The 26,074-nt window shown below is 38.7% G+C and carries 20 protein-coding genes and 1 other annotated feature; of the genes, 19 read left to right on the top strand and 1 reads right to left on the bottom strand.

Features of this window, described 5'->3' with window-relative positions; all coding sequences use genetic code 11:
* The first annotated feature begins 6 nt into the window (after positions 1-6).
* The 17 genes from LY28_RS03155 (at position 7) to tuf (ending at position 20,540) form a co-directional block, all read left to right on the top strand.
* Positions 7-609 carry a chromate transporter gene (locus LY28_RS03155; protein WP_110460721.1) on the top strand — a complete coding sequence of 201 codons (603 nt, stop codon included), beginning with the start codon at positions 7-9 and terminating at the stop codon, positions 607-609.
* Positions 606-1,190 carry a chromate transporter gene (locus tag LY28_RS03150; RefSeq protein ID WP_110460720.1) on the top strand — a complete coding sequence of 195 codons (585 nt, stop codon included), beginning with the start codon at positions 606-608 and terminating at the stop codon, positions 1,188-1,190. Before LY28_RS03155 ends, LY28_RS03150 begins: the two co-directional genes overlap by 4 nt.
* 172 nt (positions 1,191-1,362) lie before the next feature.
* A complete protein-coding gene (locus tag LY28_RS03145; protein ID WP_110460719.1) occupies positions 1,363-2,970 on the top strand; it encodes a xylulokinase in 1,608 nt (535 codons plus the stop codon).
* A gap of 437 nt (positions 2,971-3,407) precedes the next feature.
* Positions 3,408-3,557: a 50S ribosomal protein L33 gene (gene rpmG / locus LY28_RS03140; RefSeq protein WP_110460718.1), complete on the top strand. Its 150-nt coding sequence runs from the start codon at positions 3,408-3,410 to the stop codon at positions 3,555-3,557.
* A 105-nt stretch (positions 3,558-3,662) separates the two neighbouring features.
* On the top strand, positions 3,663-3,893 hold the full coding sequence (gene secE, locus LY28_RS03135; protein ID WP_110460717.1) for a preprotein translocase subunit SecE: 231 nt from the start codon (positions 3,663-3,665) through the stop codon (positions 3,891-3,893).
* A 58-nt stretch (positions 3,894-3,951) separates the two neighbouring features.
* A complete protein-coding gene (gene nusG / locus LY28_RS03130; protein ID WP_110460716.1) occupies positions 3,952-4,473 on the top strand; it encodes a transcription termination/antitermination protein NusG in 522 nt (173 codons plus the stop codon).
* 94 nt (positions 4,474-4,567) lie between these two features.
* Entirely contained in the window at positions 4,568-4,993 is a 426-nt protein-coding gene (gene rplK / locus LY28_RS03125; protein ID WP_110460715.1) for a 50S ribosomal protein L11, read from the top strand.
* Between the two features lie 180 nt (positions 4,994-5,173).
* Positions 5,174-5,869, top strand: a complete 696-nt coding sequence (gene rplA, locus LY28_RS03120; protein WP_110460714.1) for a 50S ribosomal protein L1 — start codon at positions 5,174-5,176, stop codon at positions 5,867-5,869.
* A 58-nt stretch (positions 5,870-5,927) separates the two neighbouring features.
* Positions 5,928-6,080, top strand: a sequence feature (ribosomal protein L10 leader region).
* Between the two features lie 25 nt (positions 6,081-6,105).
* A complete protein-coding gene (gene rplJ / locus LY28_RS03115) occupies positions 6,106-6,639 on the top strand; it encodes a 50S ribosomal protein L10 (RefSeq protein ID WP_110460872.1) in 534 nt (177 codons plus the stop codon).
* 53 nt (positions 6,640-6,692) lie between these two features.
* Entirely contained in the window at positions 6,693-7,073 is a 381-nt protein-coding gene (gene rplL, locus LY28_RS03110; protein ID WP_110460713.1) for a 50S ribosomal protein L7/L12, read from the top strand.
* A 676-nt stretch (positions 7,074-7,749) separates the two neighbouring features.
* On the top strand, positions 7,750-11,493 hold the full coding sequence (rpoB, locus tag LY28_RS03105; RefSeq protein WP_110460712.1) for a DNA-directed RNA polymerase subunit beta: 3,744 nt from the start codon (positions 7,750-7,752) through the stop codon (positions 11,491-11,493).
* A gap of 15 nt (positions 11,494-11,508) precedes the next feature.
* Positions 11,509-15,006, top strand: coding sequence for a DNA-directed RNA polymerase subunit beta' (gene rpoC, locus LY28_RS03100; protein WP_110460711.1), 3,498 nt, complete (start codon positions 11,509-11,511; stop codon positions 15,004-15,006).
* Positions 15,007-15,456: 450 nt separating this feature from the next.
* The gene (locus LY28_RS03095; protein WP_479692065.1) at positions 15,457-15,696 is read left to right on the top strand and encodes a ribosomal L7Ae/L30e/S12e/Gadd45 family protein; all 240 of its coding nucleotides are present in this window, start codon (positions 15,457-15,459) and stop codon (positions 15,694-15,696) included.
* Positions 15,697-15,806: 110 nt separating this feature from the next.
* Positions 15,807-16,235 (top strand): 30S ribosomal protein S12, encoded by a 429-nt coding sequence (gene rpsL, locus LY28_RS03090; RefSeq protein WP_110460709.1) that lies wholly within the window; start codon positions 15,807-15,809, stop codon positions 16,233-16,235.
* Between the two features lie 224 nt (positions 16,236-16,459).
* Positions 16,460-16,930 carry a 30S ribosomal protein S7 gene (rpsG, locus tag LY28_RS03085; protein ID WP_110460708.1) on the top strand — a complete coding sequence of 157 codons (471 nt, stop codon included), beginning with the start codon at positions 16,460-16,462 and terminating at the stop codon, positions 16,928-16,930.
* Between the two features lie 194 nt (positions 16,931-17,124).
* The gene (gene fusA / locus LY28_RS03080; protein ID WP_110460707.1) at positions 17,125-19,209 is read left to right on the top strand and encodes an elongation factor G; all 2,085 of its coding nucleotides are present in this window, start codon (positions 17,125-17,127) and stop codon (positions 19,207-19,209) included.
* Between the two features lie 128 nt (positions 19,210-19,337).
* Positions 19,338-20,540: an elongation factor Tu gene (gene tuf, locus LY28_RS03075; protein ID WP_110460706.1), complete on the top strand. Its 1,203-nt coding sequence runs from the start codon at positions 19,338-19,340 to the stop codon at positions 20,538-20,540.
* A gap of 165 nt (positions 20,541-20,705) precedes the next feature.
* On the opposite strand, the gene LY28_RS03070 is transcribed toward tuf, so the two are convergent.
* Positions 20,706-22,835, bottom strand: coding sequence for a methyl-accepting chemotaxis protein (locus LY28_RS03070; RefSeq protein WP_110460705.1), 2,130 nt, complete (start codon positions 22,833-22,835; stop codon positions 20,706-20,708).
* Positions 22,836-23,460: 625 nt separating this feature from the next.
* Between LY28_RS03070 and LY28_RS03065 the strand changes: the two genes are divergently transcribed.
* Together LY28_RS03065 and LY28_RS03060 are read left to right on the top strand one after the other, a co-directional pair.
* On the top strand, positions 23,461-24,648 hold the full coding sequence (locus LY28_RS03065) for a flavodoxin domain-containing protein (protein WP_110460704.1): 1,188 nt from the start codon (positions 23,461-23,463) through the stop codon (positions 24,646-24,648).
* Positions 24,649-25,077: 429 nt separating this feature from the next.
* The gene (locus tag LY28_RS03060) at positions 25,078-26,016 is read left to right on the top strand and encodes a dockerin type I domain-containing protein (protein WP_110460871.1); all 939 of its coding nucleotides are present in this window, start codon (positions 25,078-25,080) and stop codon (positions 26,014-26,016) included.
* Positions 26,017-26,074: the final 58 nt, after the last annotated feature.

The following is a 26,074-nucleotide window of genomic DNA, read 5'->3' as shown; positions in this document are numbered from 1 at the left end:
GTCTTAATGCTTAAAAAAAACAAAAATCAGCTTGGAGAAATTTATATAACTTTTTTTAAGTTGGGGTGTATTGGCTTTGGAGGAGGATACTCCATGATTCCTCTCATAGAACGTGAAGTCGTAGAAGAAAAAAAGTGGGTGGAGAAAGAAAAGATTGTAGATATCTTTGCTGTTGCAGAATCTCTTCCGGGGGCTACGGCATTAAATACCTCCGCATTTGTAGGGTATTCCGTTGCCGGTATACCCGGAGCTATCCTTGCATTACTAGGAAATATGACTCCTTCAATAATTATTGTATTGACACTATCGGTTTTGTTTGTCAAATTCAGCACCTATACTTCGGTGAAAGCAGCTTTCAAAGGAATTTATCCGGTGATAATCGGTTTAATATCCTATGCCTCCTATAAAATTGGGAAAACAGCCATAAAAGATAAAACAGGAGTAATTATAATGATAATTACATTATGCTGCTCGTTATTTTTGAATATGGAACCAATTCCCCTTATCATATTCGGAGCAATCTTTGGCATCGCGATCACAACTATCCGTTCAAGGAATTTGTATAAGTCCCATAAGCCGCCTTTAGGAAAGGATAGTGTAAACAGATGATATATTTCAAGTTGTTTTTAATGTTTTTTAAGCTTTGTGCCTTTGCCTTCGGCGGGGGATATGTCATGATACCTAGCTTAATTAAAGCTTCCGAGGCTAACCACTGGGCAACCGCGGCAGAATTAACCGATGTCATAGCCATAGCAGGCATGTCGCCGGGGCCGGTTGCGGTAAATGCGGCAGTAGGCTATGGTTACAAGGTGGCAGGTTTTCCCGGTGCCGCAGCCAGTTTTTTGGGAATTGCACTTCCATGCGCAATTATAGTCATTCTGGTAGCCACCTTTTTCTTTAAGGTATATTCTCATCCAAAGGTGCAGGGAGCACTTTATGGTTTAAGACCGGTTATAACAGGAATAATAATTTACGCTGCCATCAGCATAGCCTTAAAAAATAATATTATTATAGCTGCACAGGATAAGCTTATTTTTAAAGGTGTCTACCTTTCGATTTTTGATTATAACATCCTTGAAGTTAAAAGTATTATAATTAGCATTATATCTTTTGTGATACTTCTGACTACAAAAATCAGCCCGGTATTTTTAATTTTGGGAGCAGGGATTCTGGGCGTATTGATTTTTTAAGCATTTACGGATAAAGGTGAAATCAGCATCAAGGTCACAAAAACAATTGAGAAAATAATTGCCGGCTAATCAGGGCTGCACCAAGCTTATATAACGTGACTGTATTTATCACCGGCTGCAGGAATCCTATTCAGACTTATGGGGGATATGTCAATTCTCAGAGGAGGAAAATATGAGCTGTGAAACAAATTATATCAGAAACATAATTATTAATGGACAAACAGTAATCGGGATTGAATTGGGATCAAGCAGGATTAAAACTGTTCTGATCGGCGCAGACAATACACTGATTGCATCCGGCAACTACGAATGGGAGAACAGGTATATCAACAGCATCTGGACTTACAGTATAGAGGATATATGGAAGGGTGTTCAGGATAGCTATCAGAAAATGACGAGGAGTGTCAAGGATAAATTCGGAGTAGCTGTCAAAACTACGGGAACAATCGGCATCAGTGCTATGATGCACGGTTATATGGCTTTCGGCAAGAACAATAGACTTCTGACTCCATTCCGCACATGGCGTAATAATATAACTGGACAGGCTTCCGAGTCTCTGACAAAGCTTTTTAATTATCCTGTACCGCAAAGATGGAGTATCGCCCACCTTTACCAAGCAATTCTGAATCAGGAAGAGCATGTATCTGAAATCGCCTATATGACAACATTATCAGGTTATATACATTGGCAATTGACGGGGCAGAAGGTCCTGGGAATCGGTGACGCATCCGGTATGTTTCCTATAGACTTAAAGACCTGTGATTTTAATTCAAGGATGATAATGCAGTTTAATGAAGCAATCAATTCTGACAAGCTGCAATTAAATTTGAAGAATATTCTACCGACTGTTATGGTTGCCGGCGAAAAAGCCGGAGAGCTTACAGCAGAAGGAGCTAAGCTTCTGGACATTACAGGCCAGCTGCAAGCAGGCATTCCTCTTTGCCCTCCTGAAGGTGATGCGGGAACAGGCATGGTGGCGACAAACAGCGTATCAGTCCGCACCGGTAATGTATCTGCTGGAACATCGGTTTTCGCTATGATTGTACTTGAAAAGGAATTATCCAGAACTTATTCTGAGATTGACCTTGTGACAACGCCGGAGGGAAAGCTGGTAGCCATGGTGCACTCCAATAATTGCACCTCGGACTATGATGCATGGATGGGCTTGTTCTCGGAGGCAATAAAAGCGCTGGGCATGGATATTGGAAAACCAAAGCTTTATGATACTTTACTGGGCTTGGCACTAAAGGGTGCCTCGGATTGCGGAGGGTTATTGGCTTATGGTTATATTTCCGGCGAGCATATCACACATTTTGAAGAAGGCTGTCCTCTGTTCGTACGAACATCAAAAAGCAGCTTTAATCTGGCTAATTTTATGCGGGTTAACCTATTCACGGCACTTGGCGCTCTGAAAACAGGCTTGAATATCCTTTTTGAAGAAGAAGCGGTCAGAGTAGATAAAATTTTGGGACATGGCGGCTTTTTCAAGACCAAGGAAGTCGGACAGAAGATAATGTCCGCCGCTATAAATGCCCCTGTATCAATCATGGAAACTGCGGGTGAGGGCGGAGCATGGGGAATTGCCTTACTTGGCTCCTACATGCTTAATCGTAAAAATGACGAATCCCTAGGGAGCTTCCTTAATGAAAAGGTATTTGCCGGTGAGCAGGGACGCTCGGTAAATCCCGATCCGGCAGATGTTGCCGGCTTCAATGAATTTATGAAACGCTACACAGCAGGACTGGCTGTTGAAAGAGCTGCCGTTGATTACCTGAAATAGTAAGGCTGCAGCTAATGAGACTTTATATAAGTGTCCTTATAAAAAAATATACTTCAGGCAGCTTGTGAAGCCTCTGACGCTTGGATTTAAAATGCGTACCTCTGCAAGGATAGAAATATTTTATCACGCTAAGGCTGGATGTGGAGGCCAGCCTCAAAACCCAGGCTGTCTTTTTCAGATTATAGTGGGTAACTTATGGAATGCCGCAGGAGGCTAAATGTTAATATACTAAATAATATTATTTTTAAAAGACTCTTGAAGAAGCAATTAGATATTTGTTTCGCGGATTAGCCATTTATCAAAAACATATACTTGACTTTTAACAGTATATATGTTAAATTTATTATTGCTCGTGTGTAAGTCTTTTTTTTTATGTCTAAAAATTTTAAGCTGACTTGCATAGTGAAATAGAAACGCAGCATTTGGAGGTGTTATAGATGAGAGTTAAGATTACGCTCGCATGTTCTGATTGTAAACAAAGAAATTATTCTAATATGAAGAATAAGAAAAATGATCCGGATAGACTGGAAATGAAAAAGTATTGCAAATTCTGTCACAAGCACACTGTTCATAAGGAAACTAAATAATTCAGTGAATATTCGGCGGCAATGATTAATAATACGTATTGTGTCAACAATTAATGTATGGATGCCAAATGATATTTAAAATATTATTATCGGGATGTGATAAAAATGGCTGAAAATGAAACAAAAAAAGTTTCTAGATTTAAAAAAAGCGGACAAGGTATAGTAAGACTATACAAAGAAGTCAGGGTTGAATTGAAAAAGGTTATTTGGCCTAACAGAACTCAGCTTATAAACAATACCGGAACAGTACTGCTGTTTTGCTTGATTATTGGATGTGTAATATGGATTGCTGATTTCGGGTTTGGACATGTATCCAGAATAGTATTTACAAAATAAAGCAACGATAGAACATAAGGAGGACATGGGGCTTTAAATTGGTGAGCCTGTTTTTGGTATGTCTGAAGAAGAGAGTAAGTGGTATGTTGTTCATACTTATTCGGGGTATGAAAACAAAGTAAAGGCAAATCTTGAAAAAATAGTTGAAAATAGAGGTATGCAGGATTATATCATTGATATTGTTGTTCCTATGGAAGAGCAAATTGAGATAAAAGACGGCAAAAAGAAGGCGACGCTTAAAAAAGTGTTTCCGGGTTATGTGCTTGTCAAAATGATTATGTCTGATGAATCCTGGTATATTGTCAGAAATACAAGAGGTGTTACAGGCTTTGTCGGACCTGGATCCAAGCCCGTACCTTTGTCGGATGATGAAGTTAAGGCGATGGGAGTGGAGGAGTTTGCTCCAGAGGTTGATTATGAAGTTTATGATAACGTCAGGGTTATTTCTGGTCCTTTAGAAAACTTTATCGGGATTGTTGAAGAAATCAATCTTGAGAAAAGGAAGGTCAGGGTTTCAGTTTCAATGTTCGGGAGAGAGACTCCAGTTGAGCTTGAACTGGTTCAGATTCAAAAAATTTAGGCCACAAGGCAGATAGAATATCAAGTTAATGATTATTTTATCGTTTTAATAAATAATTTTGAGCAATAGGTAAGAAAATTGGGAGGTGGAATTAATGGCAAAGAAAATAGCAGGTTATGTAAAACTTCAGATTCCTGCGGGGAAAGCAACTCCGGCTCCACCGGTTGGACCAGCTTTAGGACAGCACGGCGTAAATATTATGGGATTTTGTAAGGAATTTAACGAAAGAACAGCAAAAGATGCGGGACTTATCATTCCGGTTGTAATAACAATCTATGCTGACAGATCGTTCTCATTTATTACAAAGACTCCTCCGGCCGCTGTTCTTCTGAAAAAGGCGTGCAAGATTGAAAGCGGTTCTGGTAAGCCAAACAGGGACAAAGTTGCAAAGATAACAAAGGAAGAAGTTCGTAAGATAGCAGAGCAGAAAATGCCTGATTTGAATGCGGCAAGTATTGACGCGGCAGCAAGCATGATTGCCGGGACAGCCCGCAGTATGGGTATTGTAGTAGTTGACTGATGCTGTCACAGCTATAGATGTATTTTTAATGCGTATATTATTTCATACGTAAACGTATAGATAATGTATTTGTCAAGCTGTAAGGATGAATGGTGTTTAAAGCCGTATAAGTACGGCGTTAGGTTTGTGGGAGGAGACGAAAGTTTCCGACAATAATTAACCACTTAAGGAGTGTGACGTATGTTTAGAGGAAAGAAATATCAAGAGAGTGCAAAACTTGTTGATAGGCAAAAGCTTCATGAACCTGCAGAGGCTCTTGAGCTTGCTCAGAAGACTTCAAAAGCAAAGTTTGATGAGACTATCGAAGTTCATATAAGACTTGGTGTTGACTCCAGACATGCAGACCAACAGGTTAGAGGTGCGGTTGTACTTCCTCATGGAACTGGTAAAACAGTCAGAGTGTTGGTATTTGCAAAAGGAGACAAAGCAAAGGAAGCAGAACAGGCCGGTGCTGATTATGTTGGTGCTGAGGAATTAGTAACAAAAATTCAGGGTGAAAACTGGTTTGATTATGATGTTGTTGTTGCAACGCCTGATATGATGGGTGTTGTTGGTAGACTTGGTAAGGTACTGGGACCTAAGGGTCTTATGCCAAATCCCAAAGCAGGTACGGTATCGATGGATGTAGCTAAGGCTATTGCTGATATCAAAGCCGGTAAAATTGAGTACAGACTTGATAAGACAAATATTATTCACTGTCCTATAGGAAAGGCTTCCTTTACTTCAGAGAAGCTGCAGGATAATTTCCGTACATTGATGGGAGCAGTTGTAAAAGCTAAGCCTGCTGCTGCAAAAGGTCAGTATTTGAAGAGTGTTGTAGTAACTTCCACAATGGGACCTGGAATAAAGATTAACCCTGTGAGGGTTATTGAATAATATTTAGAATTTCAGCAATTTACTTTACAAATTAATTGTTTAGTATTATTATATTATAAGACAATTAAATAGTATGCCATAGACAGTAGGTGCAAGGTATTTTTATATGCCGATGCGTAATTGACTGTAGTCATCCTGCCGAGGTTGAATTAATAATGGTTAATCACCCTTTGTTTGTTTATGTGCATGCAAAGGGTTTTATTTTTTTGCAGCAAACAGAAAAGGAGGTGGATGTTTTGCCTAGTAACAAGATACTTGAACAGAAGAAGGAAGTTGTAAAAGAGTTATCTGAAAAAGTAAAAGCAGCACAATCATTTATATTGGCTGACTATAGAGGATTAACTGTTGAGCAGGATACTGAAATGAGAAATGCTTTGAGAGCTGCCGGAGTTGAATACAAGGTGGTTAAGAATACATTAACCGGCTTGGCAATGAAGGAAAATGGATATGACGGTTTAGACAGTTATCTGAATGGACCGACTGCTATGGCTATGAGTTCAACAGATGTTGTAGCACCTGCGAAGATTCTTTCCGAATATGCTAAGAAGTACGAAAAGCTTGAGCTTAAGGTTGGTGTGGTAGAAGGTAAGATCATTAATGTAGATGGTATTAAGGCGCTTTCTGAATTGCCGTCACGTGAGGTTCTTATCGCAAAGGTATTGGGTGGCTTCAATGCTCCTATAACAGGCTTTGCAAATGTATTGAATGCAAACCTGAAAGGTTTGGTAGTGGCATTAAATGCTATTGCTGAGCAAAAGGCAAATGCTTAATTTTGAATTTAAGAAAATAAAAATTATTAAAAATTATTTGGAGGTATTATACAATGGCTAGCGAAAAAGTTACAAAATTAATTGAGGATGTAAAGAATTTAACAGTATTGGAATTATCAGAATTAGTTAAGGCTCTTGAAGAAGAATTCGGAGTATCAGCAGCAGCTCCTGTAGCAGTTGCAGCACCAGCAACAGCAGGCGCAGCACCAGCAGTTGAAGAAAAGACTGAGTTCAATGTAATATTGAAGGAAGTTGGAGCAGACAAGATTAAGGTAATTAAGGTTGTTAGAGAAGCAACAGGTCTTGGCTTAAAAGAAGCTAAGGAACTCGTTGATGGAGCGCCAAGCACAATTAAGGAAAATGTATCCAAGGATGAGGCTGCTTCAGTTGAAGCTAAGTTCAAGGAAGTTGGAGCTACAGTTGAAATTAAATAATTATTAAAATAAATACCGAAATAGTAGAACCCGATTTTAAAGGGGAGATTTTTTGACAATACAATATGTAAGAAGGCATTATAATTGTTCTATTGCTGATTCTGACAGTAGTTTGTTAAAGAAAATAGCCGCTTTAAAATAAAGAGTTATTATTATTTGGTTATTTCTAGAAACAAAGGAGGCTACTCAAGGATAATGAGTGGCCTCTTTTGTTAAGATTGCAATATCATTTTGCAGAAATGTTTACAAACTCTTAATATTGTATTTTGCCTATTTTTTATATTCTGATATATAATAAATGTAAATTGAAATTGCAGATTATATAAAATACCAGTAAAAAATATACATAAATATACAAAATAAAAAAACGTATAATTAACACGTTTTTATTGACAAGCAGTATCAACTATGATATCATTATAAACTGCATTAAAATTCTGTTGTCATGTCCCAATAAGGGAAATTTATTTGTTTGCTTACATAAATTATAGCATATGCGAATAATCAAGACAATAATTGTTAATAATATTTTAATGTATGTCTGTATAGTTTTATTATATGTTTTTTTACAAAATATATACTTGGTTTGATTTACAATTTTACATAATATAATTCTAATTATGTAAGATTTTAAAATATTCCTAATAAAGTCATAAGTTTATGAGGTGATATAAATATGGTACAACCCGTAAAATTGGGTAGAAACACAAGAATGAGTTTTTCTAAAATACGAGACGTACTAGAAATGCCAAACTTGATTGAAGTTCAGAAGAATTCATATCAATGGTTTTTGGATGACGGACTAAGAGAAGTTTTCAGAGATATTTCCCCTATTACAGATTATACTGGAAACTTAATTTTGGATTTTGTGGATTACTCTCTTGATGATGAGCCAAAGTATAGTGTCGAGGAATGCAAGGAGAGAGACACTACATACTCTGCTCCGCTGAAGGCAAAAGTGAGATTGATTAACAAGGAATCCGGAGAAGTAAAAGAGCAGGAAATTTTCATGGGAGATTTTCCTCTGATGACAGACACAGGTACCTTTATAATTAACGGTGCGGAGCGTGTAATAGTAAGCCAGCTTGTAAGGTCTCCCGGTATTTACTACTCAATGAAGTTTGATAAAATAGGAAAGAAATTATATTCAAACACTGTTATTCCGAACAGAGGGGCGTGGCTTGAATATGAAACAGATTCCAATGATATTTTATCAGTAAGAATTGACAGAACAAGGAAATTGCCTCTGACTGTGCTTTTAAGAGCCTTAGGTTATGGCACCGACTATGAGATAACGCAGTTGCTGGGAGAGGATGAAAGGATTTTAGCTACTATCCAGAAGGATAATGCTAAAACATATGAAGAAGGCTTAATTGAAATATACAAGAGATTAAGGCCGGGCGAGCCTCCTACTGTTGATAGTGCAAAAAATCTTATCAATAGTTTGTTTTTTGATGCAAAGAGATATGATCTTGCAAAATTTGGCAGGTTTAAGTTTAATAAGAAGCTGTCATTATCAAATTTAATAAGCGGTCAGGTTGCTGCCGAAAACATTGCTTCAGCTGAAACAGGTGAGCTTTTGATTGCCGAAGGCGAGCTGATAGACAGGAAGAAGGCAGAAGAAGTACAAAATTCAGGGGTTAACATCGTACATTTATTAGTTGACGGCAAGCCGATAAAGGTGCTCGGAAACAATACGGTTGATATTCGTGAGTTTATTGACTTTGATGTTTCAGATATAGGCATTACAGAAAAGGTTCAGTATACTGTTTTAAAAGAAATCCTTGACAGTAATCTTGAAAAGGATCAGCTTAAAAAGGCGCTTAAAGAAAAAATTAACGATTTGATTCCGAAGCATATCACTACTTATGATATTATTTCGTCAATTAATTATATTATTAATCTTGATTATGGAATAGGTACTGTTGATGATATTGACCATTTAGGAAACAGAAGATTGCGTTCTGTAGGTGAGTTGCTGCAAAACCAGTTCAGAATAGGTTTGTCCAGAATGGAAAGAGTCGTAAGAGAAAGAATGACTATCCAGGATATTGATGTGGTTACTCCGCAGGCTCTTATTAATATAAGGCCGGTTGCTGCTTCAATAAAGGAATTCTTTGGAAGCAGCCAGCTGTCACAATTTATGGATCAGACAAATCCTCTTGCCGAGCTTACTCACAAGAGAAGGCTCAGTGCTTTGGGACCCGGTGGCTTGAGCAGAGAAAGAGCGGGCTTTGAAGTCCGAGACGTTCACCATTCCCACTATGGCCGTATGTGTCCTATTGAGACTCCTGAAGGTCCTAATATAGGTTTGATTGGTTCTTTAAGTACTTATGCCAGAGTTAATGAGTACGGGTTTATTGAATCTCCGTACAGAGTAGTTGATAAAGCAGACAGCAGAGTTACGGATGAAATAGTATATCTGACGGCAGATGTAGAGGACCCGTTTATTGTGGCTCAGGCTACAGAGCCTTTGGATGAAGACGGAAGGTTTATTTCTAAAAAAATTATTACAAGGTTTATGGATGAAATTTTGGAGGTAGAGAATACAAAGGTTGATTTTATGGACGTATCTCCGAAACAGATGGTATCGGTAGCTACAGCCATGATTCCTTTCCTTGAAAATGATGATGCCAACCGTGCGCTTATGGGCTCGAACATGCAGCGTCAGGCTGTTCCGCTTATAAAAGCAGACTCTCCAATTGTTGGAACCGGTATTGAGTATAAGGCTGCAAGAGATTCCGGCGTATGTGTTATTGCCAAAAATTCGGGAGTTGTGGATAAAGTTTCGGCAAATGAGATAGTTATTAAAACAAACAGCGGCAATAAGGATTCATACAAGCTCCTTAAATATATGAGATCCAATCAGGGCACCTGTTTAAATCAAAGACCTATAGTCAGAAAAGGTGAAATTATTCAGAAGGGTGATATAATCGCAGATGGTCCTTCAACGGATAATGGAGAAATAGCATTAGGAAGAAATATTCTTATAGGATTTATGACATGGGAAGGCTACAACTATGAGGATGCTATTCTTATCAATGAAAAGCTTGTAAAAGAAGATGTATACACATCTATTCATATAGAAGAGTATGAGGCTGAAGCAAGAGACACCAAGCTTGGCCCCGAGGAAATAACCAGAGATATTCCCAATGTCGGAGAGGAAGCCTTAAAGGATCTTGATGACAGAGGAATAATCAGAATAGGAGCCGAGGTTCGTTCGGGAGATATTCTTGTAGGTAAGGTTACACCAAAGGGAGAAACTGAGCTTACAGCAGAGGAAAGATTGCTGAGAGCTATATTCGGTGAAAAAGCAAGAGAAGTCAGGGATACTTCATTAAGGGTGCCTCACGGTGAGGCAGGTATTATTGTTGATGTTAAGGTGTTTACCCGTGAGAACGGCGATGAGCTGCCGCCCGGAGTAAATCAGCTTGTCAGGGCCTATATTGCCCAGAAGAGAAAAATTTCCGTCGGAGATAAGATGGCAGGAAGACATGGTAACAAGGGTGTTATTTCAAGAATTCTTCCTGAAGAGGATATGCCGTTCTTACCTGATGGTACTCCTTTGGAAATAGTATTGAACCCTCTTGGAGTTCCTTCACGAATGAACATCGGGCAGGTGCTTGAAGTCCATTTGGGCTTTGCTGCGAAGGCTTTAGGCTGGAAGATTGCAACTCCTGTTTTTGACGGTGCCACAGAGGAAGATATCAGAGATACATTGATTCAGGCAGGAAAAGAGCCGGACGGTAAAACTCTTCTTTATGATGGAAGAACCGGTATGCCGTTTGATAATAGAGTAACAGTGGGCTATATGTATTACCTGAAGCTTGCCCATCTGGTTGATGATAAGATTCATGCCAGATCTACAGGCCCGTATTCTCTGGTAACTCAGCAGCCTTTAGGTGGTAAGGCCCAGTTTGGCGGACAGAGATTCGGAGAGATGGAAGTTTGGGCGCTGGAGGCATATGGTGCTTCATACACACTGCAGGAAATACTGACTGTTAAATCAGATGATGTGGTAGGCAGGGTTAAGACATATGAATCTATTGTTAAGGGTGAAAATATACCTGAACCTGGAATTCCTGAATCCTTTAAAGTCCTTATAAAGGAACTTCAGAGCCTGGCTCTTGATGTTAAGGTTTATTCGGAAGAGGAAGGCGAAATTGCCATTAAAGAGTATGTCGATGATGAAATAGAGGAATTGAATGTTAACATAGAGGGCAGAGAAGATGAAGCTGCTTTGACAAATGATTTTGATGATGAACTGAAAGATGACATTCTTATTGAGGATGATTTGGATATTGATGATATAGATGATATCGGAAGCATCAGCACTGGGGATAATCTTGAAGAAGAGCTTACAGATGAATTATTCGCGGATGAAGAACTCAGCGATGATTTCGATGATGAGGATTTTTAAGGAGGGAGGTAAGCTATGTTTGAACTGAACAATTTTGATTCCATAAAAATAGGATTGGCTTCTCCGGAAAAGATTAGGGAATGGTCAAAGGGCGAGGTAAAAAAGCCCGAAACAATAAATTATAGAACTTTGAAACCCGAAAGAGACGGTTTGTTCTGCGAGAGAATTTTCGGACCTCAAAAGGACTGGGAATGTCACTGCGGTAAGTATAAAAGAATCAGATATAAGGGTATTGTTTGTGACAGATGCGGTGTCGAGGTTACCCGTTCTAAAGTAAGAAGAGAGAGAATGGGGCATATTGAGCTTGCTGCACCGGTTTCTCACATATGGTATTTTAAAGGTATACCCAGCAGAATGGGCTTGCTGTTGGATATGTCACCCAGATCTCTTGAAAAGATATTGTATTTTGCTTCCTATGTTGTAATTGATCCGGGTCAGACACCATTATCCAAAAAACAGGTTTTGACAGAGAAAGAGTATAGAGACAGTGTTGAAAAGTTTGGACTCAGTTTTAAAGCCGGCATGGGTGCCGAGGCAATAAAAGAGCTCCTTTTGGAAATAGATTTAGAGGCTCTTTCAAAAGAATTGAGAAATGATTTGACTGATTCAACAGGTCAAAAAAGAATAAGAGCCGTCAAAAGGCTTGAGGTTGTAGAAGCCTTCAGACTTTCAGGAAATCATCCTGACTGGATGATTCTGGATGTTGTCCCTGTAATTCCTCCTGAATTGAGACCTATGGTACAGCTGGACGGAGGAAGATTTGCAACATCTGATTTGAATGACCTGTATAGAAGGGTTATTAACAGAAATAACAGATTAAAAAGGCTTCTGGATTTAGGCGCTCCTGATATAATAGTCAGGAACGAAAAGCGTATGCTTCAGGAAGCTGTTGATGCTTTGATTGATAACGGCAGAAGAGGACGTCCTGTGACCGGACCCGGTAACAGGCCTCTGAAATCATTATCTGATATGCTTAAGGGGAAGCAGGGACGTTTCCGTCAGAACTTGCTGGGTAAGCGTGTTGACTACTCAGGACGTTCTGTTATCGTTGTAGGTCCTGACCTTAAAATATTCCAGTGTGGTCTGCCGAAGGAAATGGCGCTTGAGCTGTTTAAGCCGTTTGTTATGAAAAAATTAGTAAACGATGGCTTAGCCCATAATATCAAGAGTGCAAAAAGAATGGTTGAAAGAGTCAGAAATGAAGTATGGGATGTATTGGAGGACGTAATTAAGGATCATCCTGTATTGCTGAACCGTGCTCCGACACTTCACAGGCTTGGTATACAGGCATTTGAGCCTGTTCTGGTTGAGGGCAGGGCTTTAAAGCTTCACCCCTTGGTGTGTTCCGCTTATAATGCCGATTTTGACGGTGACCAGATGGCTGTTCACGTTCCTCTTTCAGCTGAGGCGCAGTCAGAGGCAAGGTTCCTTATGCTATCTGCAAATAACCTGCTGGCACCTAAGGATGGCAAGCCTATTACCGTACCTACACAGGACATGGTTTTGGGAAGCTACTATCTGACAATAGAGAAGCCTGATGAGCCGGGAGAAGGTAAAGTATTCAGTGATATGGATGAAGTCCTTATGGCTTATGATGCCGGTGAATTAGGCTTGCATGCACAGATAAGGGTTAGAATAGATAAGCTTATTGATGGAGTTAAGCAGAGTAAGATTATTTCCTGTACTGCAGGAAGGCTTATATTTAATGAAGCGATTCCGCAGGATTTGGGATTCGTTGACAGAAGCGATAAAAGCAAAGCTTTTGATCTTGAAATTGACTTCATAGTTGGGAAAAAAGAGCTTGGCAAGATAATTGACAAATGTATCAGAGTTCATGGAACTACCACCACAGCTATTATACTTGACAGAATAAAGGCTCTGGGCTTTAAATACTCAACCAGAGGTGCTATTACAATCAGTGTATCGGATATGGTTGTGCCTGCTGTTAAAAAGCAGTATCTGGAAGAAACCGAGGCAACAATAGACAACATTGTCAAGCAGTTCAAAAGAGGTCTTATTTCAGACGAGGAACGATATAATTCTGTAATAGCTACATGGACGGAAACAGGTGAAAATATCACCAAGGCTCTTATTGATAACCTTGACAGATTCAATCCTGTGTTCATGATGTCGCAGTCAGGAGCGAGAGGTAATATCAATCAGATTAAGCAGCTGGCAGGTATGAGAGGCTTGATGGCCGATACCTCAGGTAAGACAATCGAAATTCCTATTAAATCAAACTTCCGTGAAGGACTTAATGTTTTGGAATTCTTTATTTCAACTCACGGTGCAAGAAAGGGTCTGGCAGATACGGCACTTAGAACAGCTGACTCCGGTTATCTGACAAGACGTTTGGTTGATGTAAGTCAGGATGTTATTGTCAGAGAGCTGGATTGCGGTACAGACAAGGGTATTGAGATATCTGACGTTAAGAGCGGCAGCGAGGTAATTGAGCCATTGGCCGAAAGACTCATAGGAAGGTATACTACCGAAGATATTTATGATCCTAATACAAAGGAGCTGCTTGTAACAAAGGATCAGCCAATGGACGAACATATAGCCGATAGAATTGTTAAGGCCGGCTATAAGAAAATGAGAATAAGATCGGTGCTTACATGTGAATCAAAGGTTGGTGTTTGTGCCAAGTGCTATGGTGCAAACCTTGCAACAGGAGATGCGGTTAATGTTGGTGAAGCTGTCGGCATTATAGCGGCTCAGTCAATCGGTGAGCCGGGTACGCAGCTGACAATGAGAACCTTCCATACAGGCGGTGTTGCCGGTGATGATATCACACAGGGTCTGCCTCGTGTAGAGGAATTGTTTGAGGCAAGAAAACCAAAAGGACTTGCGATTATCACTGAAATAGCAGGAACAGTTAAATTGGCCGATTCCAAGAAAAAGAGAGAGGTTATTGTAACTGCCGAGGATGGAGAAACCAAGTCATACCTGATACCTTACGGTTCAAGAATTAAGGTTTTCGATGATGACGTTGTTGAAGCCGGTGATGAATTAACGGAAGGTTCGGTAAATCCTCATGATATTCTGAAAATTAAAGGACTCAAGGGAGTGCAGGCATATTTGCTTCAAGAGGTTCAGAGAGTTTACAGAATGCAGGGTGTTGATATCAATGATAAGCATATAGAGGTTATTGTTAGGCAAATGATGAGGAAGGTTAAGATTGAAGACTGCGGTGATACAAGCTTATTGCCGGGTGGTCTGGTTGATATGCTTGAGTTTGACAGTGAGAATGCAAAGGCTCTTGAGGCCGGTTTGTCACCTGCCACAGGAGAACGTACCTTATTAGGTATTACAAAGGCTTCTCTTGCAACCGATTCCTTCTTATCTGCGGCATCCTTCCAGGAGACTACAAGAGTTCTTACTGAAGCTGCTATAAAGGGCAAGGTTGATCCTCTGGTTGGTCTGAAGGAAAATGTTATCATTGGTAAGCTTATTCCGGCAGGTACAGGTATGAGCAGATACAAGGATATCAGCATCAGTCAGGTTATTGAGTGATTAAGTACTGAAATTATTAATTAAATGCTTTTTTGGGCTGCTGCAAAATAGAACTGAACCGCAATGGTATTGTTCCGATTATCAATTATTGAGAACATGACATTTTGGGAATATTATGCGGCAGCCTTTTATATATAAAAATATGAGGCTCAAGGTATATTTTTGACTAAAGTCAATTTGTGTTGCTGAAGGCAAAATAAGAAAAGCTACTGTGTTTTCAATATATTTATTTGCACTTAACATTCAGTATGCTTGACAAAAGCTGTAATTGAGTGATAAAATAATTCAGTGCATTAAATTTATGCTTTTTTTTGTGCGCGTATTTCAATATTAAGGGTTTAATTTTAGATGAAGTTTTCTTTATCGTATATTTTAAAGGTAGACAGCATTAGTTAGCTTTGAAGAGCTTTACTGTCAGTGCTGCAAATCTTAAATTGGAGGAGCAAATTGTTGGATGATCTTAAACACTATAAGAAGTTAGTTGGTGTAAAACAGTCAACAAAGGCTATAGAAAATGGCATTGTAGCAAGTGTTTTAATCGCGAAGGATTGTGAGCAAAGGGTTGTAAGAGGTATTATTGAGCTTTGTGAGAAGCAGTTATTGCCTATAACATATGTTGACTCCATGAAGCAGCTTGGAAAGGCATGCGGTATTGAGGTTGAAGCAGCTGTTGCATGTATTCTGAAATAAGCCGCATACTACTATGTAACTAACAGCTATATTTATTTATTTCCGGTACAGCTTCTGCATCGGAATAAGTATTATATATATAATATTTACCTTTGGAAGGAGGTGTACTAATGCCAACATTTAATCAGCTGGTCAGAAAGGGCAGAGAGGTCATTGAAAAGAAGTCAACTGCTCCGGCTCTCCAGAAAGGATTTAACTCAAAAAAGAAGAAGGCTACAGATACTAACAGTCCTCAAAAAAGAGGTGTTTGTACTGTTGTAAAAACTTCAACACCAAAGAAGCCAAACTCAGCACTGCGTAAAGTAGCAAGGGTTCGTCTTACAAACGGATTAGAAGTAACCGCATATATTCCTGGAATAGGTCATAACCTGCAGGAGCATAGCGTTGTTCTTATCAGAGGTGGAAGAGTTAAAGACTTGCCTGGTGTAAGGTACCACATTGTAAGAGGTACTCTTGATACAGCAGGTGTTGCCAAGAGAATGCAGTCCCGTTCAAAATACGGTGCTAAGCGTCCTAAGGCAGGTGCCGCAAGTAAGTAAAAACACAGCGTGCTGACAATTTAAAATGTTAGGTGCTTAGTACGTGATTATATATATTTTTTGTATTAAGAGAAGATAGGTTTTTTTATCATTGATCTATAGTCTGTTAAGCTGGTAAGGTATATTAATGTACTTGCGCTGACGACGGTTTAAACCACGAGTACCTGTGATACGTTGAGTGGGCGTGCCCGCGTAAAATGTTATCATAAAAGGAGGGAAGTAAAGTGCCAAGAAAAGGTCATATTTCAAAAAGAGATGTTTTGCCTGATCCAATGTACGGAAGTAAAACAGTTACTAAATTAATAAACAACATTATGTATGATGGGAAGAAGGGTGTATCACAGCAGATTTGCTATGATGCATTTGACATCATTAAAGAAAAGACTGGCAGAGATCCTCTCGAAGTATTTGAAGAGGCAATGGCAAACATTATGCCAGTACTTGAAGTTAAGGCTAGAAGAGTTGGTGGAGCAACATACCAGGTTCCTATGGAAGTTAGACCTGATAGAAGGCAAGCTTTGGGATTAAGATGGCTTGTTGATTACTCTCGCAAAAGAGGCGAGCGTACTATGAAGGAAAGACTTGCAGGTGAATTGTTAGATGCTGTCAACAATACAGGTGGATCTTTCAAGAAGAAAGAAGACACTCACAAGATGGCTGAAGCTAACAGAGCATTTGCTCACTATAGATGGTAGTGAACTTTATTGCAACTACGAAAATACCAGAGCACTGTCACGCTGCTTTTACAGTGTTTTGTGCTCAAAAAAGCATAAGGTTAATATGAGTTTGCCTGCAGTTTAAAGGCTGCTTATGTTATTGCTGCTATTATAAAATTTAACAGATAAATTGATTATAAATCAATTTGGACTATCGTGAAAGGAGGGTACTCATGCCCAGGCAATTTGACTTACAACACACAAGAAATATCGGTATAATGGCTCATATTGATGCGGGTAAAACCACAACAACAGAGCGTATACTGTTCTATACAGGTAAGACTCATAAAATCGGCGAAGTTCATGAAGGTGCTGCTACTATGGACTGGATGGAGCAGGAGCAGGAAAGAGGTATAACAATTACTTCTGCGGCTACTACTGCACAGTGGAAAGGTAACAGAATAAATATTATTGACACGCCGGGGCACGTTGACTTCACTGTAGAGGTTGAAAGATCTCTTCGTGTACTCGATGGTTCAGTAACAGTTTTCTGTGCTAAGGGTGGTGTTGAACCCCAATCTGAGACAGTTTGGAGACAGGCTGACAAGTATGGAGTTCCACGTATGGCATATGTAAATAAGATGGATATTATGGGAGCTGACTTTTATAATGTAATGGCTATGATGAAAGACAGATTACAGTGTAATGCTGTACCTATACAATTGCCAATAGGAAGTGAAGATACCTTTACAGGTATGGTAGATTTAGTTACTATGTCTGCACTTGCATTCAAGGATGATTTGGGCAAGGTAGTTGAAGAACGGGATATCCCTGAAGACATGGCTGATACTGTAAAAAAATATCGTGACTTATTATTGGAATCAGTTGCTGAACAAGATGAGGAAATAATGATGAAATACCTTGAGGGTGAAGAAATCACCGTTGAGGAAATTAAAAAATGTATCAGAATTGCAACAATTAATTTAAAGATGGTTCCTGTAGTTTGCGGTTCATCCTATAAGAATAAAGGTGTACAGCAGATGCTGGATGCAGTTGTTGATTATATGCCGTCACCGCTTGATATCCCGGCTATAAGGGGTATTTCACTGGATGGTGAGACTGAGATCGAAAGAGCGGCAGATGACAACGGCTCGTTCTCAGCACTTGCATTTAAGATTATGACTGACCCGTATGTTGGTAAGCTGTGTTTCTTCAGAGTGTATTCCGGTACACTGAATTCAGGTTCTTATGTTCTTAATTCCACAAAGAATAAGAGAGAAAGAATCGGAAGAATTCTTCAAATGCATGCAAACCACAGAGAAGAGATAGATGTTGTTTATTCTGGAGATATTGCTGCTGCTGTTGGTCTGAAGGACACAACGACAGGTGATACTCTTTGCGAAGAAAACAATCCTGTTATTCTTGAATCAATGGAATTCCCTGAGCCTGTTATTGAAATTGCCATAGAGCCAAAGACTAAAGCAGGACAGGAAAAGATGGGTGTTGCTTTGCAGAAGCTTGCAGAGGAAGATCCCACATTTAAGGTTCATACAGATCAAGAAACAGGACAGACTATTATCGGTGGTATGGGTGAGCTTCACCTTGATATTATTGTTGACAGACTGATGAGAGAATTCCATGTTGAAGCTAATGTCGGTAATCCACAGGTTTCATACAAGGAAACTATCCGTAAGACTGTAAGATCAGAGATGAAGTATGCAAGACAATCCGGTGGTAAGGGTCAATACGGACATTGTGTTATTGATATTGAACCTAGAGAGCCGGGAGCAGGTTATGAGTTTGTTAATAAAATTGTCGGAGGTGCTATTCCTAAGGAATACATTCCTGCAATTGATGCCGGTATACAGGAAGCTATGAAAGCCGGTGTACTTGGCGGATACAATGTTGTTGACATAAAGATTACTCTTGTTGACGGTTCATACCATGAAGTTGACTCCTCTGAAATGGCATTTAAAATTGCCGGCTCGATGGCATTTAAGGATGGATGCAGAAAAGCAAGCCCTGTTCTCCTTGAGCCGATAATGAAGGTTGACGTTAACGTTCCTGAAGAATACATGGGAGACGTTATGGGTGGAATAAATTCAAGAAGAGGACGTATTGAAGGTATGGAAGCACGCAGCGGTGCACAGAACATCAAGGCTTTGGTTCCATTGTCCGAGATGTTCGGATATGCTACTTCACTTCGTTCTTCAACACAGGGCAGAGGTGTGTTCTCAATGGAGATCAGTCACTTTGAAGAAGTGCCTAAGAGTATTCAAGAGAAAATTCTATCCGGCAGAACTGCAAATGCTGACTAACGAAGAATTGAGACAGTCAATTTTTGCATGCAAATGTTAATTGCAAGAGTATAACTCTTGTTAAGGACAAATATAAACAAAATCTACTAAATAGCGCAATGCGCTTTAATGAAAGGATGGATTTTAAAATGGCAAAGGCTAAATTCGAAAGATCAAAACCACACGTTAATATTGGAACAATTGGTCACGTTGACCATGGTAAGACTTCTTTGACTGCTGCTATAACTAAAGTACTTGGAATGTTGGGAAGAGCTGAAGTTAAAGATTACGGCTCAATAGACTCTGCTCCCGAGGAAAGAGAAAGAGGAATCACAATCAATACTGCTCACGTTGAGTATGAGACTGAAACAAGACACTATGCTCACGTTGACTGCCCGGGCCATGCCGACTATGTTAAGAACATGATTACCGGTGCTGCTCAGATGGATGGTGCTATATTGGTTGTTTCTGCTGCTGACGGTCCAATGCCTCAGACAAGAGAACATATCCTTCTTGCAGGACAGGTTGGAGTTCCTTATATAGTAGTATTCTTAAACAAATGCGATATGGTTGATGACGAAGAGCTTATCGAGTTGGTTGAAATGGAAGTTAGAGAATTATTAAGCTCATATGACTTCCCAGGTGATGATACTCCAATAATAAGAGGATCAGCGCTTGTTGCTCTGGAATCAAACTCAACTGATCCTAATGCTCCTGAATATGCTCCAATTCTTGCTCTTATGGATGAGGTTGACAAGTATATTCCTACACCTGAGAGAGCAACTGACAAGCCATTCCTGATGCCTGTCGAGGATGTATTCTCAATTACAGGCCGTGGTACTGTTGCTACAGGTAGAGTTGAAAGCGGTGTTGTTAAGGTTGGAGATGAAGTTGAAATCGTTGGTTTGATGGAAGCTCCAAGAAAGACTGTTGTAACCGGTGTTGAGATGTTCAGAAAGCTTCTTGATCAGGCACAAGCCGGTGACAATATCGGTGCTCTTCTCAGAGGTATTCAGAGAAATGAAATCGAAAGAGGGCAGGTTCTCGCAAAGGTAGGTTCAATCAAGCCTCACACTTATTATGAAGGTCAGGTTTACGTTTTGACTCAGTCAGAGGGTGGAAGACATAAGCCATTCTTCAATGGTTACAGACCTCAGTTCTATTTCAGAACTACTGACGTTACAGGTGTTATTGAGATTCCGGAAGGAACTGAAATGGTTATGCCTGGTGACCACATCACAATGAAGGTTAAGTTAATCACTCCTATCGCTATGAGTGAAGGACTTAAGTTTGCTATCCGTGAAGGCGGAAGAACAGTTGGTGCTGGTAACGTTTCAAAGGTTATTGAATAATTATTACCTAAATATAAAAAAAAGGAATCGATGAAAATCGGTTCCTTTTTTATAGCTGGCTTTATTACTAATAAAAACCGATAATGCCGGGCATACAAAGGAGATAACCTTAGTTTGCCCGGCATTATCGGTTTAGTTTAGTTATATTTTTTGTGCTGTTTATATCTATATTTTGAATATTGATATAGCCTTTTCCAAATCGTCGGACATTGATTGAAGAGTATTGGCATATTCAGCCAATTCCTTTGAAGCACTCATCTGAGTCAATGTACTTTCAAATATTTCACCGCTTGTAACGGCAGATTGCTCTGAAACAGCAGATATACTTTGCATGGAATCCAATACATTTTCTTTTGATTTCATTATACTTGATACTGATTGTGACATTCTATCCATGCTTTCAATAATCTTATCCATAGATGCAAATATGGTTTTAAACGTATGATCCGCATCGTTAACAGTTTCCAACTGCTCCTGTATCAGCAGGCTTGAGCTTGTGGCTTCGGAAACGGCTTGCTCTGTCTTAATCTGTGCTTTTGAAATAATATCACTTATGCTTACTGAGGCTTCTTTTGAATGATCGGCAAGCTTTTTAACCTCTGAGGCAACTATTGCAAAGCCTTTACCGGCTTCACCTGCACGGGCGGCTTCTATTGAAGCATTCAGTGAAAGTAGGTTGGTTTGTTCGGAAATTCCTACGATAACCTTTACTATTTTTTGAATTTCCTTCATGCTTGCACTTAATTCTGAGATATTTGCAACAATTCTATCGGAAGCGGAGCTGGTTTGATGGGATTTGAAATTAAGAGCATTGACTACTTCAGAAGCTCCCTCACTTAAAGCTTTTGTGTGTCCTACAACCTGAGCCACATCATTCATATTGTTACCGACTATATTAATCTCAATTGAAAGATTACTCATTGTTTCAACGCCGTTATTAATGTCATCAGCTTGCTCATTTGCACCCTCGGCAATCTGCTTAATAGTGATGGAAACCTGCTGAGACAATTTTTCGCTTTCACTTGCAGAGGCTGCGATTCTATTGGAAAAATCAAGTATTTTCTGCGCCGAATGCTTTACCTTTTCAACCAGAGCATTTATGTTAACAAGCATAGAGTTGAAGTTTCTGCTGATATCAGATAGTTCATCATTTCCGGTATCATTAATTGAAATAGTCAAATCACCATCTTTTGCTTTTTTCATGTAACGAACAAGATTAATTGAAGGCATTGCTATACTTCTTGAAATCAGAAGCGATATTAATACTGCTATTAATATACATACAATGCCAAAAATAATTATATTTTTTCTTAAGTCATTTGCAGTACTGTTTAAATGATAGTACGGAATTACCGAAACTATATACCAGCTGTTTAAATTAAGTGAAGAGTATGTAATTAAGCAGTTTTCACCATTATTGTCGGTATCAAAATTTCCTGTGGGTTTATTTTTTTCTGAAATTTTCTGAGCTATATTTTTTGAAATATCATTTGCCTGAAATACGGGAAAGTTTTCTCCTCGTGAGGATATTACCGTGCCGTCTTTTGATACTATAAATATATCAAAGGGCTGGCTTGTGTTTTTATCGATACCTATATCCAAATCCTTATAGCTTCCGGTAAAAAGCTGAGCATCGGGAAGCTGAGCAATAACACCTAAATAATCACCTGTAACAGCGGAAAATATAGATTTACTTAATCCAACCACCTTCTGACCGTTTACTGAGTATTGAACCCATCTTGTAGATTTTGTACCCTGGGATTCATCCATGACCTCTTTATTGTTTTCCAACAGCGACGAATTGCCTAATACCGCTTCATAATCCTTGGTTGCGTATAAGCCAAAGGTTTTAATAGCGTTATTGGCTGATATGGAGGTCTGGAAGGCATCTGTCAGCTTGCGCTTCTCATCGGAACGAATGTTATAATCACCCGTAGCATACTGTTCCAAGGAGTTTTGTACAGTACTGTTGATGGCAAGATTAGATGCATAATCTTCAAAGCTCTTAATGTTATTCTCTAAAATAATACTTGTTTGATTTAAAACCTGCTGGGAATAACTTTTTACATTTTCATCAATTGCTTCGGATGATTTGTCGTAAGTGTATATACATGTAAATACAAGCAAAAGCAAAATAATAAGAACAAATGATAAAATCAGCCTTGTCTGAATCCTGATTTTCCTCAGAAAACTAAACAGGGAAGAAGTTGCAGCGCTGCTGTTAGTATTTAACTTGGTTGATTTCTTTTTAAAGGGTTTACAAATAATAGCAATAATGCGGCGTATAAAATCCATGACGATTCCTCCTCTTAATAATTCCCATAAACAGGGCACTACACGAATACATATAACATACGTGTCTACGTGAACAATAAAGCACAATTTAAATATAATTCATAAAAAATTTGATAAAAAATTCCTATTGATTTATTACTAAGCATAAATATTGTTGCAGAGACAATAAAATACACAATGTATTTTTGAAGGAATACTTAAATTATACTATATAAATAATAATATACATATTCCACATAATAAAATTAAATCCTTTAATAAATTGATAATAAGCATAATAGTTTCACAAAAGACAAAAAAATACACATATGCATGTTTATAAACAAGTTGGTCTGATATAATACAATATGGTAAAATGAAAAAGGCAATTAATATCAGATAAATATGGGCTCCATCTGCCGACAGTTGGGTTTGAGTCTGAAGCACCCCTAAAGCCGAAACAAATTCAAGCCCAAACTTTATTCAAAATTAGCTTAAAAGCTGAAAAAGACGAACTAAATATAGTCGCGAAGGCTTGAACCGTAATTGACATTTAGTATGTGAAAAATGTTTATTATCGAAAAAACAGGGTATAAAAGATAATGCTGATTAAATTTAATGAGATAATTGAAAGGATGATAATAAAATGCAGGAAATTAAAAAGAATATTTATTGGTGCGGTATCAGAGACTGGGGGCTCGGAGTTTTTCACGGGCACGAGCTTTCTACACATAGAGGGTCTTCCTACAATTCATACTTGATTAAAGACAAAAAAACTGTATTGATTGATACAGTATGGGATCCGTATAAGGAAAAGTTTGTCGAGGATTTAGAAAAGAATGTTGGCTTAAAAAATATAGATGCTATTGTAATCAATCATGTTGAGCCTGACCATGGAGGCAGCTTGGGGCTGTTAATGGACCGTATTCCGGAGACTCCTATATATTGTACAAAAAACGGTGCTGAGATTATAAAAAAATATTTCGGGAAAGACTGGAATTTTAATATTGTTAAAACCGGAGACTACTTGGAGCTTGGAGAATATAAGCTGAATTTTGTCGAGATGCAAATGCTGCATTGGCCGGACAGCTTACTGGAATATGTTGATGGGGCAAGGCTTGTAATATCAAATGATGCATTCGGTCAGCATTATTGCGGTACAAGCTTGTTTAATGATGAGACTGATGAGTGTGAGCTGTATCAGGAGGCAATTAAATATTTTGCTAATATTTTAGGGCCCTTCAAACCATTAATTACAAGAAAAATTGAGCAAATTTCAGCAATGAATCTGGACATTGATATGATTGCACCGAGCCATGGCGTCATATGGAGGAAGAATCCGGCTCAGATACTTGAAAGATATCTTGAATGGTCAGATTTAAGCTATAATGAGGGGTATGCGGTTATTATTTATGATACTATGTACAATTCCACAAAGGATATGGCTGAAGCAATAGCCGGCGGATTGGAAGAGGAAGGCATGAAGTTTAAGATATTTAATGCCGCAACTAAGGACAGAAGTGATTTAAATGTGGAAATATTTAAAGCCAATGCAGTTATACTAGGCAGCTGTACGGTAAATAATTCAGTTTTGAGACCGACTGCTTCCCTGCTGGATGAAATAAAAGGCTTAAAGGTTAAAAACAAGCTTGCCTTTGGGTTTGGTTCTTACGGATGGAGCGGTGAGGCTCATAAGATAATAAGTCAAAAGCTTGAGGAATCAGGACTGACAATATGTGCAGAGCCATTTGGTGTTAAATATAAGCCTACTTCCGAAGAAATTGAAAAGTGCATTGAAATAGGAAAAAATATCGCAAAACAGCTTAAAGGCTAGTATAGGTACATTATAAAAATAAACGGAGACTGTTATCCATTGATTGAATTGTTTACGGAAAAAGCAATTTAATTAACGGAGCAGTCTCTTAATTTATATTCATACCCTTATATTTGCACAATATGTTTTTTGTAAATTTATAAATGTTATACAAATATTGTTATAATGTCAATAAATAAGAAAAAATATGGTATTAGTGCAAACTATTATATATAATATAATTAAAAATGGGAAGAAATTAACAAAAAATAATTAGTATAGGCGGCGGTTTTGCAATTTATTTGTTTCAAGTTAAGAAGCATATATTTTTATCGGGGGAGATTGCTTAATTGTAAGAAGGTTGTGCAAGAAAGCGGAAAGGAGGGATGGCTTAATATAAAGATATTAATGAATTGCTTCTTTACAAAAATAAAAGGGGGTATATTAAAAATGTTTGGAAAGAAAGTTTTGGCATTTGTTATGGTATTAAGTATTTGCTTGAGTATTTGCTTTATATGCGGTTCAGATAATCAGGCTCTTGCAGCAGGCACGTCAGAAAGCGGCCTGATAGGAGATTTAAATGGGGATGGGGCAATTGACGCATTGGATTATTCTTTGACAAAGCAAATGCTCCTCGGCTTGGTTACTGACTTGCCGGTTCAGAATGATTTGTATGCTGCCGATGTTGATGGGGACGGGAGCGTAAATGCCTTGGATTTGGCTTTGCAAAAGCAGTATTTATTAGGAATTATTATTAAATTTCCAAAGACTGCCGAGCCAAGCGGCCCTATTGTTGTAATGCCTTTGGGAGACTCAATAACTGACGGTTTGACTGTAGCCGGCGGTTATCGTATCAAATTATGGAATACGATTGTAAGCAATGGCCAGAAGGTTGATTTTGTAGGCTCTATGTCAAACGGACCTACCGAGCTTGGAGATAAGAATCATGAAGGGCATTCCGGATGGCGTATTGATCAGATTGATGCAAAAATAAATGAATGGATGACTGCATATAAGCCGCAGATTGTTATGCTGCATATCGGTACAAATGATATAGCACAAGGCTATAGTGTAGCAAGTGCTCCTGACAGATTAAGTGCATTGATTGACAAAATATGTGCAAAATTGCCTGCTAACGGCAAGTTATATGTTTCTTCAATCATTCCTTTGTCTATGGGAAATTGGAATTCTCAAATAATTGATTATAACAGTAAGATTCCCGGTATTGTACAATCAAAGGCAACTGCCGGAAAGCCTGTTTATTTTGTTGAAATGTACAGCAAAATTACTACAGCTGATCTTGCAGACGGTGTTCATTGCAACAGAACCGGTTATGATAAAATGGCTGATGTATGGTATGCCGCTATAAAAAATGATTTGCCCAAATAAATTATAACCCTGTGTGTTAAAGCTGGGGTGACTAAAGTCAATTACGGTTTAAGCCTTC

The organism is Ruminiclostridium sufflavum DSM 19573 (genome assembly GCF_003208175.1).
GTDB classification, from domain to species: domain Bacteria; phylum Bacillota; class Clostridia; order Acetivibrionales; family DSM-1351; genus Ruminiclostridium; species Ruminiclostridium sufflavum.
The sequence above is the reverse complement of the archived record's forward strand: the minus strand, read 5'-3'. Positions and strand labels throughout refer to the sequence as shown.

Coding starts and splice junctions, on each gene's coding strand:
- LY28_RS03150 (WP_110460720.1), top strand. CDS start 606: ATGATATATTTCAAGTTGTTTTTAATGTTTTTTAAGCTTTGTGCCTTT.
- LY28_RS03065 (WP_110460704.1), top strand. CDS start 23,461: ATGCAGGAAATTAAAAAGAATATTTATTGGTGCGGTATCAGAGACTGG.
- LY28_RS03145 (WP_110460719.1), top strand. CDS start 1,363: ATGAGCTGTGAAACAAATTATATCAGAAACATAATTATTAATGGACAA.
- tuf (WP_110460706.1), top strand. CDS start 19,338: ATGGCAAAGGCTAAATTCGAAAGATCAAAACCACACGTTAATATTGGA.
- LY28_RS03060 (WP_110460871.1), top strand. CDS start 25,078: ATGTTTGGAAAGAAAGTTTTGGCATTTGTTATGGTATTAAGTATTTGC.
- LY28_RS03155 (WP_110460721.1), top strand. CDS start 7: ATGCTTAAAAAAAACAAAAATCAGCTTGGAGAAATTTATATAACTTTT.
- rpoB (WP_110460712.1), top strand. CDS start 7,750: ATGGTACAACCCGTAAAATTGGGTAGAAACACAAGAATGAGTTTTTCT.
- rplL (WP_110460713.1), top strand. CDS start 6,693: ATGGCTAGCGAAAAAGTTACAAAATTAATTGAGGATGTAAAGAATTTA.
- rplK (WP_110460715.1), top strand. CDS start 4,568: ATGGCAAAGAAAATAGCAGGTTATGTAAAACTTCAGATTCCTGCGGGG.
- rpmG (WP_110460718.1), top strand. CDS start 3,408: ATGAGAGTTAAGATTACGCTCGCATGTTCTGATTGTAAACAAAGAAAT.
- rpoC (WP_110460711.1), top strand. CDS start 11,509: ATGTTTGAACTGAACAATTTTGATTCCATAAAAATAGGATTGGCTTCT.
- nusG (WP_110460716.1), top strand. CDS start 3,952: ATGTCTGAAGAAGAGAGTAAGTGGTATGTTGTTCATACTTATTCGGGG.
- rpsL (WP_110460709.1), top strand. CDS start 15,807: ATGCCAACATTTAATCAGCTGGTCAGAAAGGGCAGAGAGGTCATTGAA.
- fusA (WP_110460707.1), top strand. CDS start 17,125: ATGCCCAGGCAATTTGACTTACAACACACAAGAAATATCGGTATAATG.
- secE (WP_110460717.1), top strand. CDS start 3,663: ATGGCTGAAAATGAAACAAAAAAAGTTTCTAGATTTAAAAAAAGCGGA.
- rplA (WP_110460714.1), top strand. CDS start 5,174: ATGTTTAGAGGAAAGAAATATCAAGAGAGTGCAAAACTTGTTGATAGG.
- LY28_RS03070 (WP_110460705.1), bottom strand. CDS start 22,835: ATGGATTTTATACGCCGCATTATTGCTATTATTTGTAAACCCTTTAAA.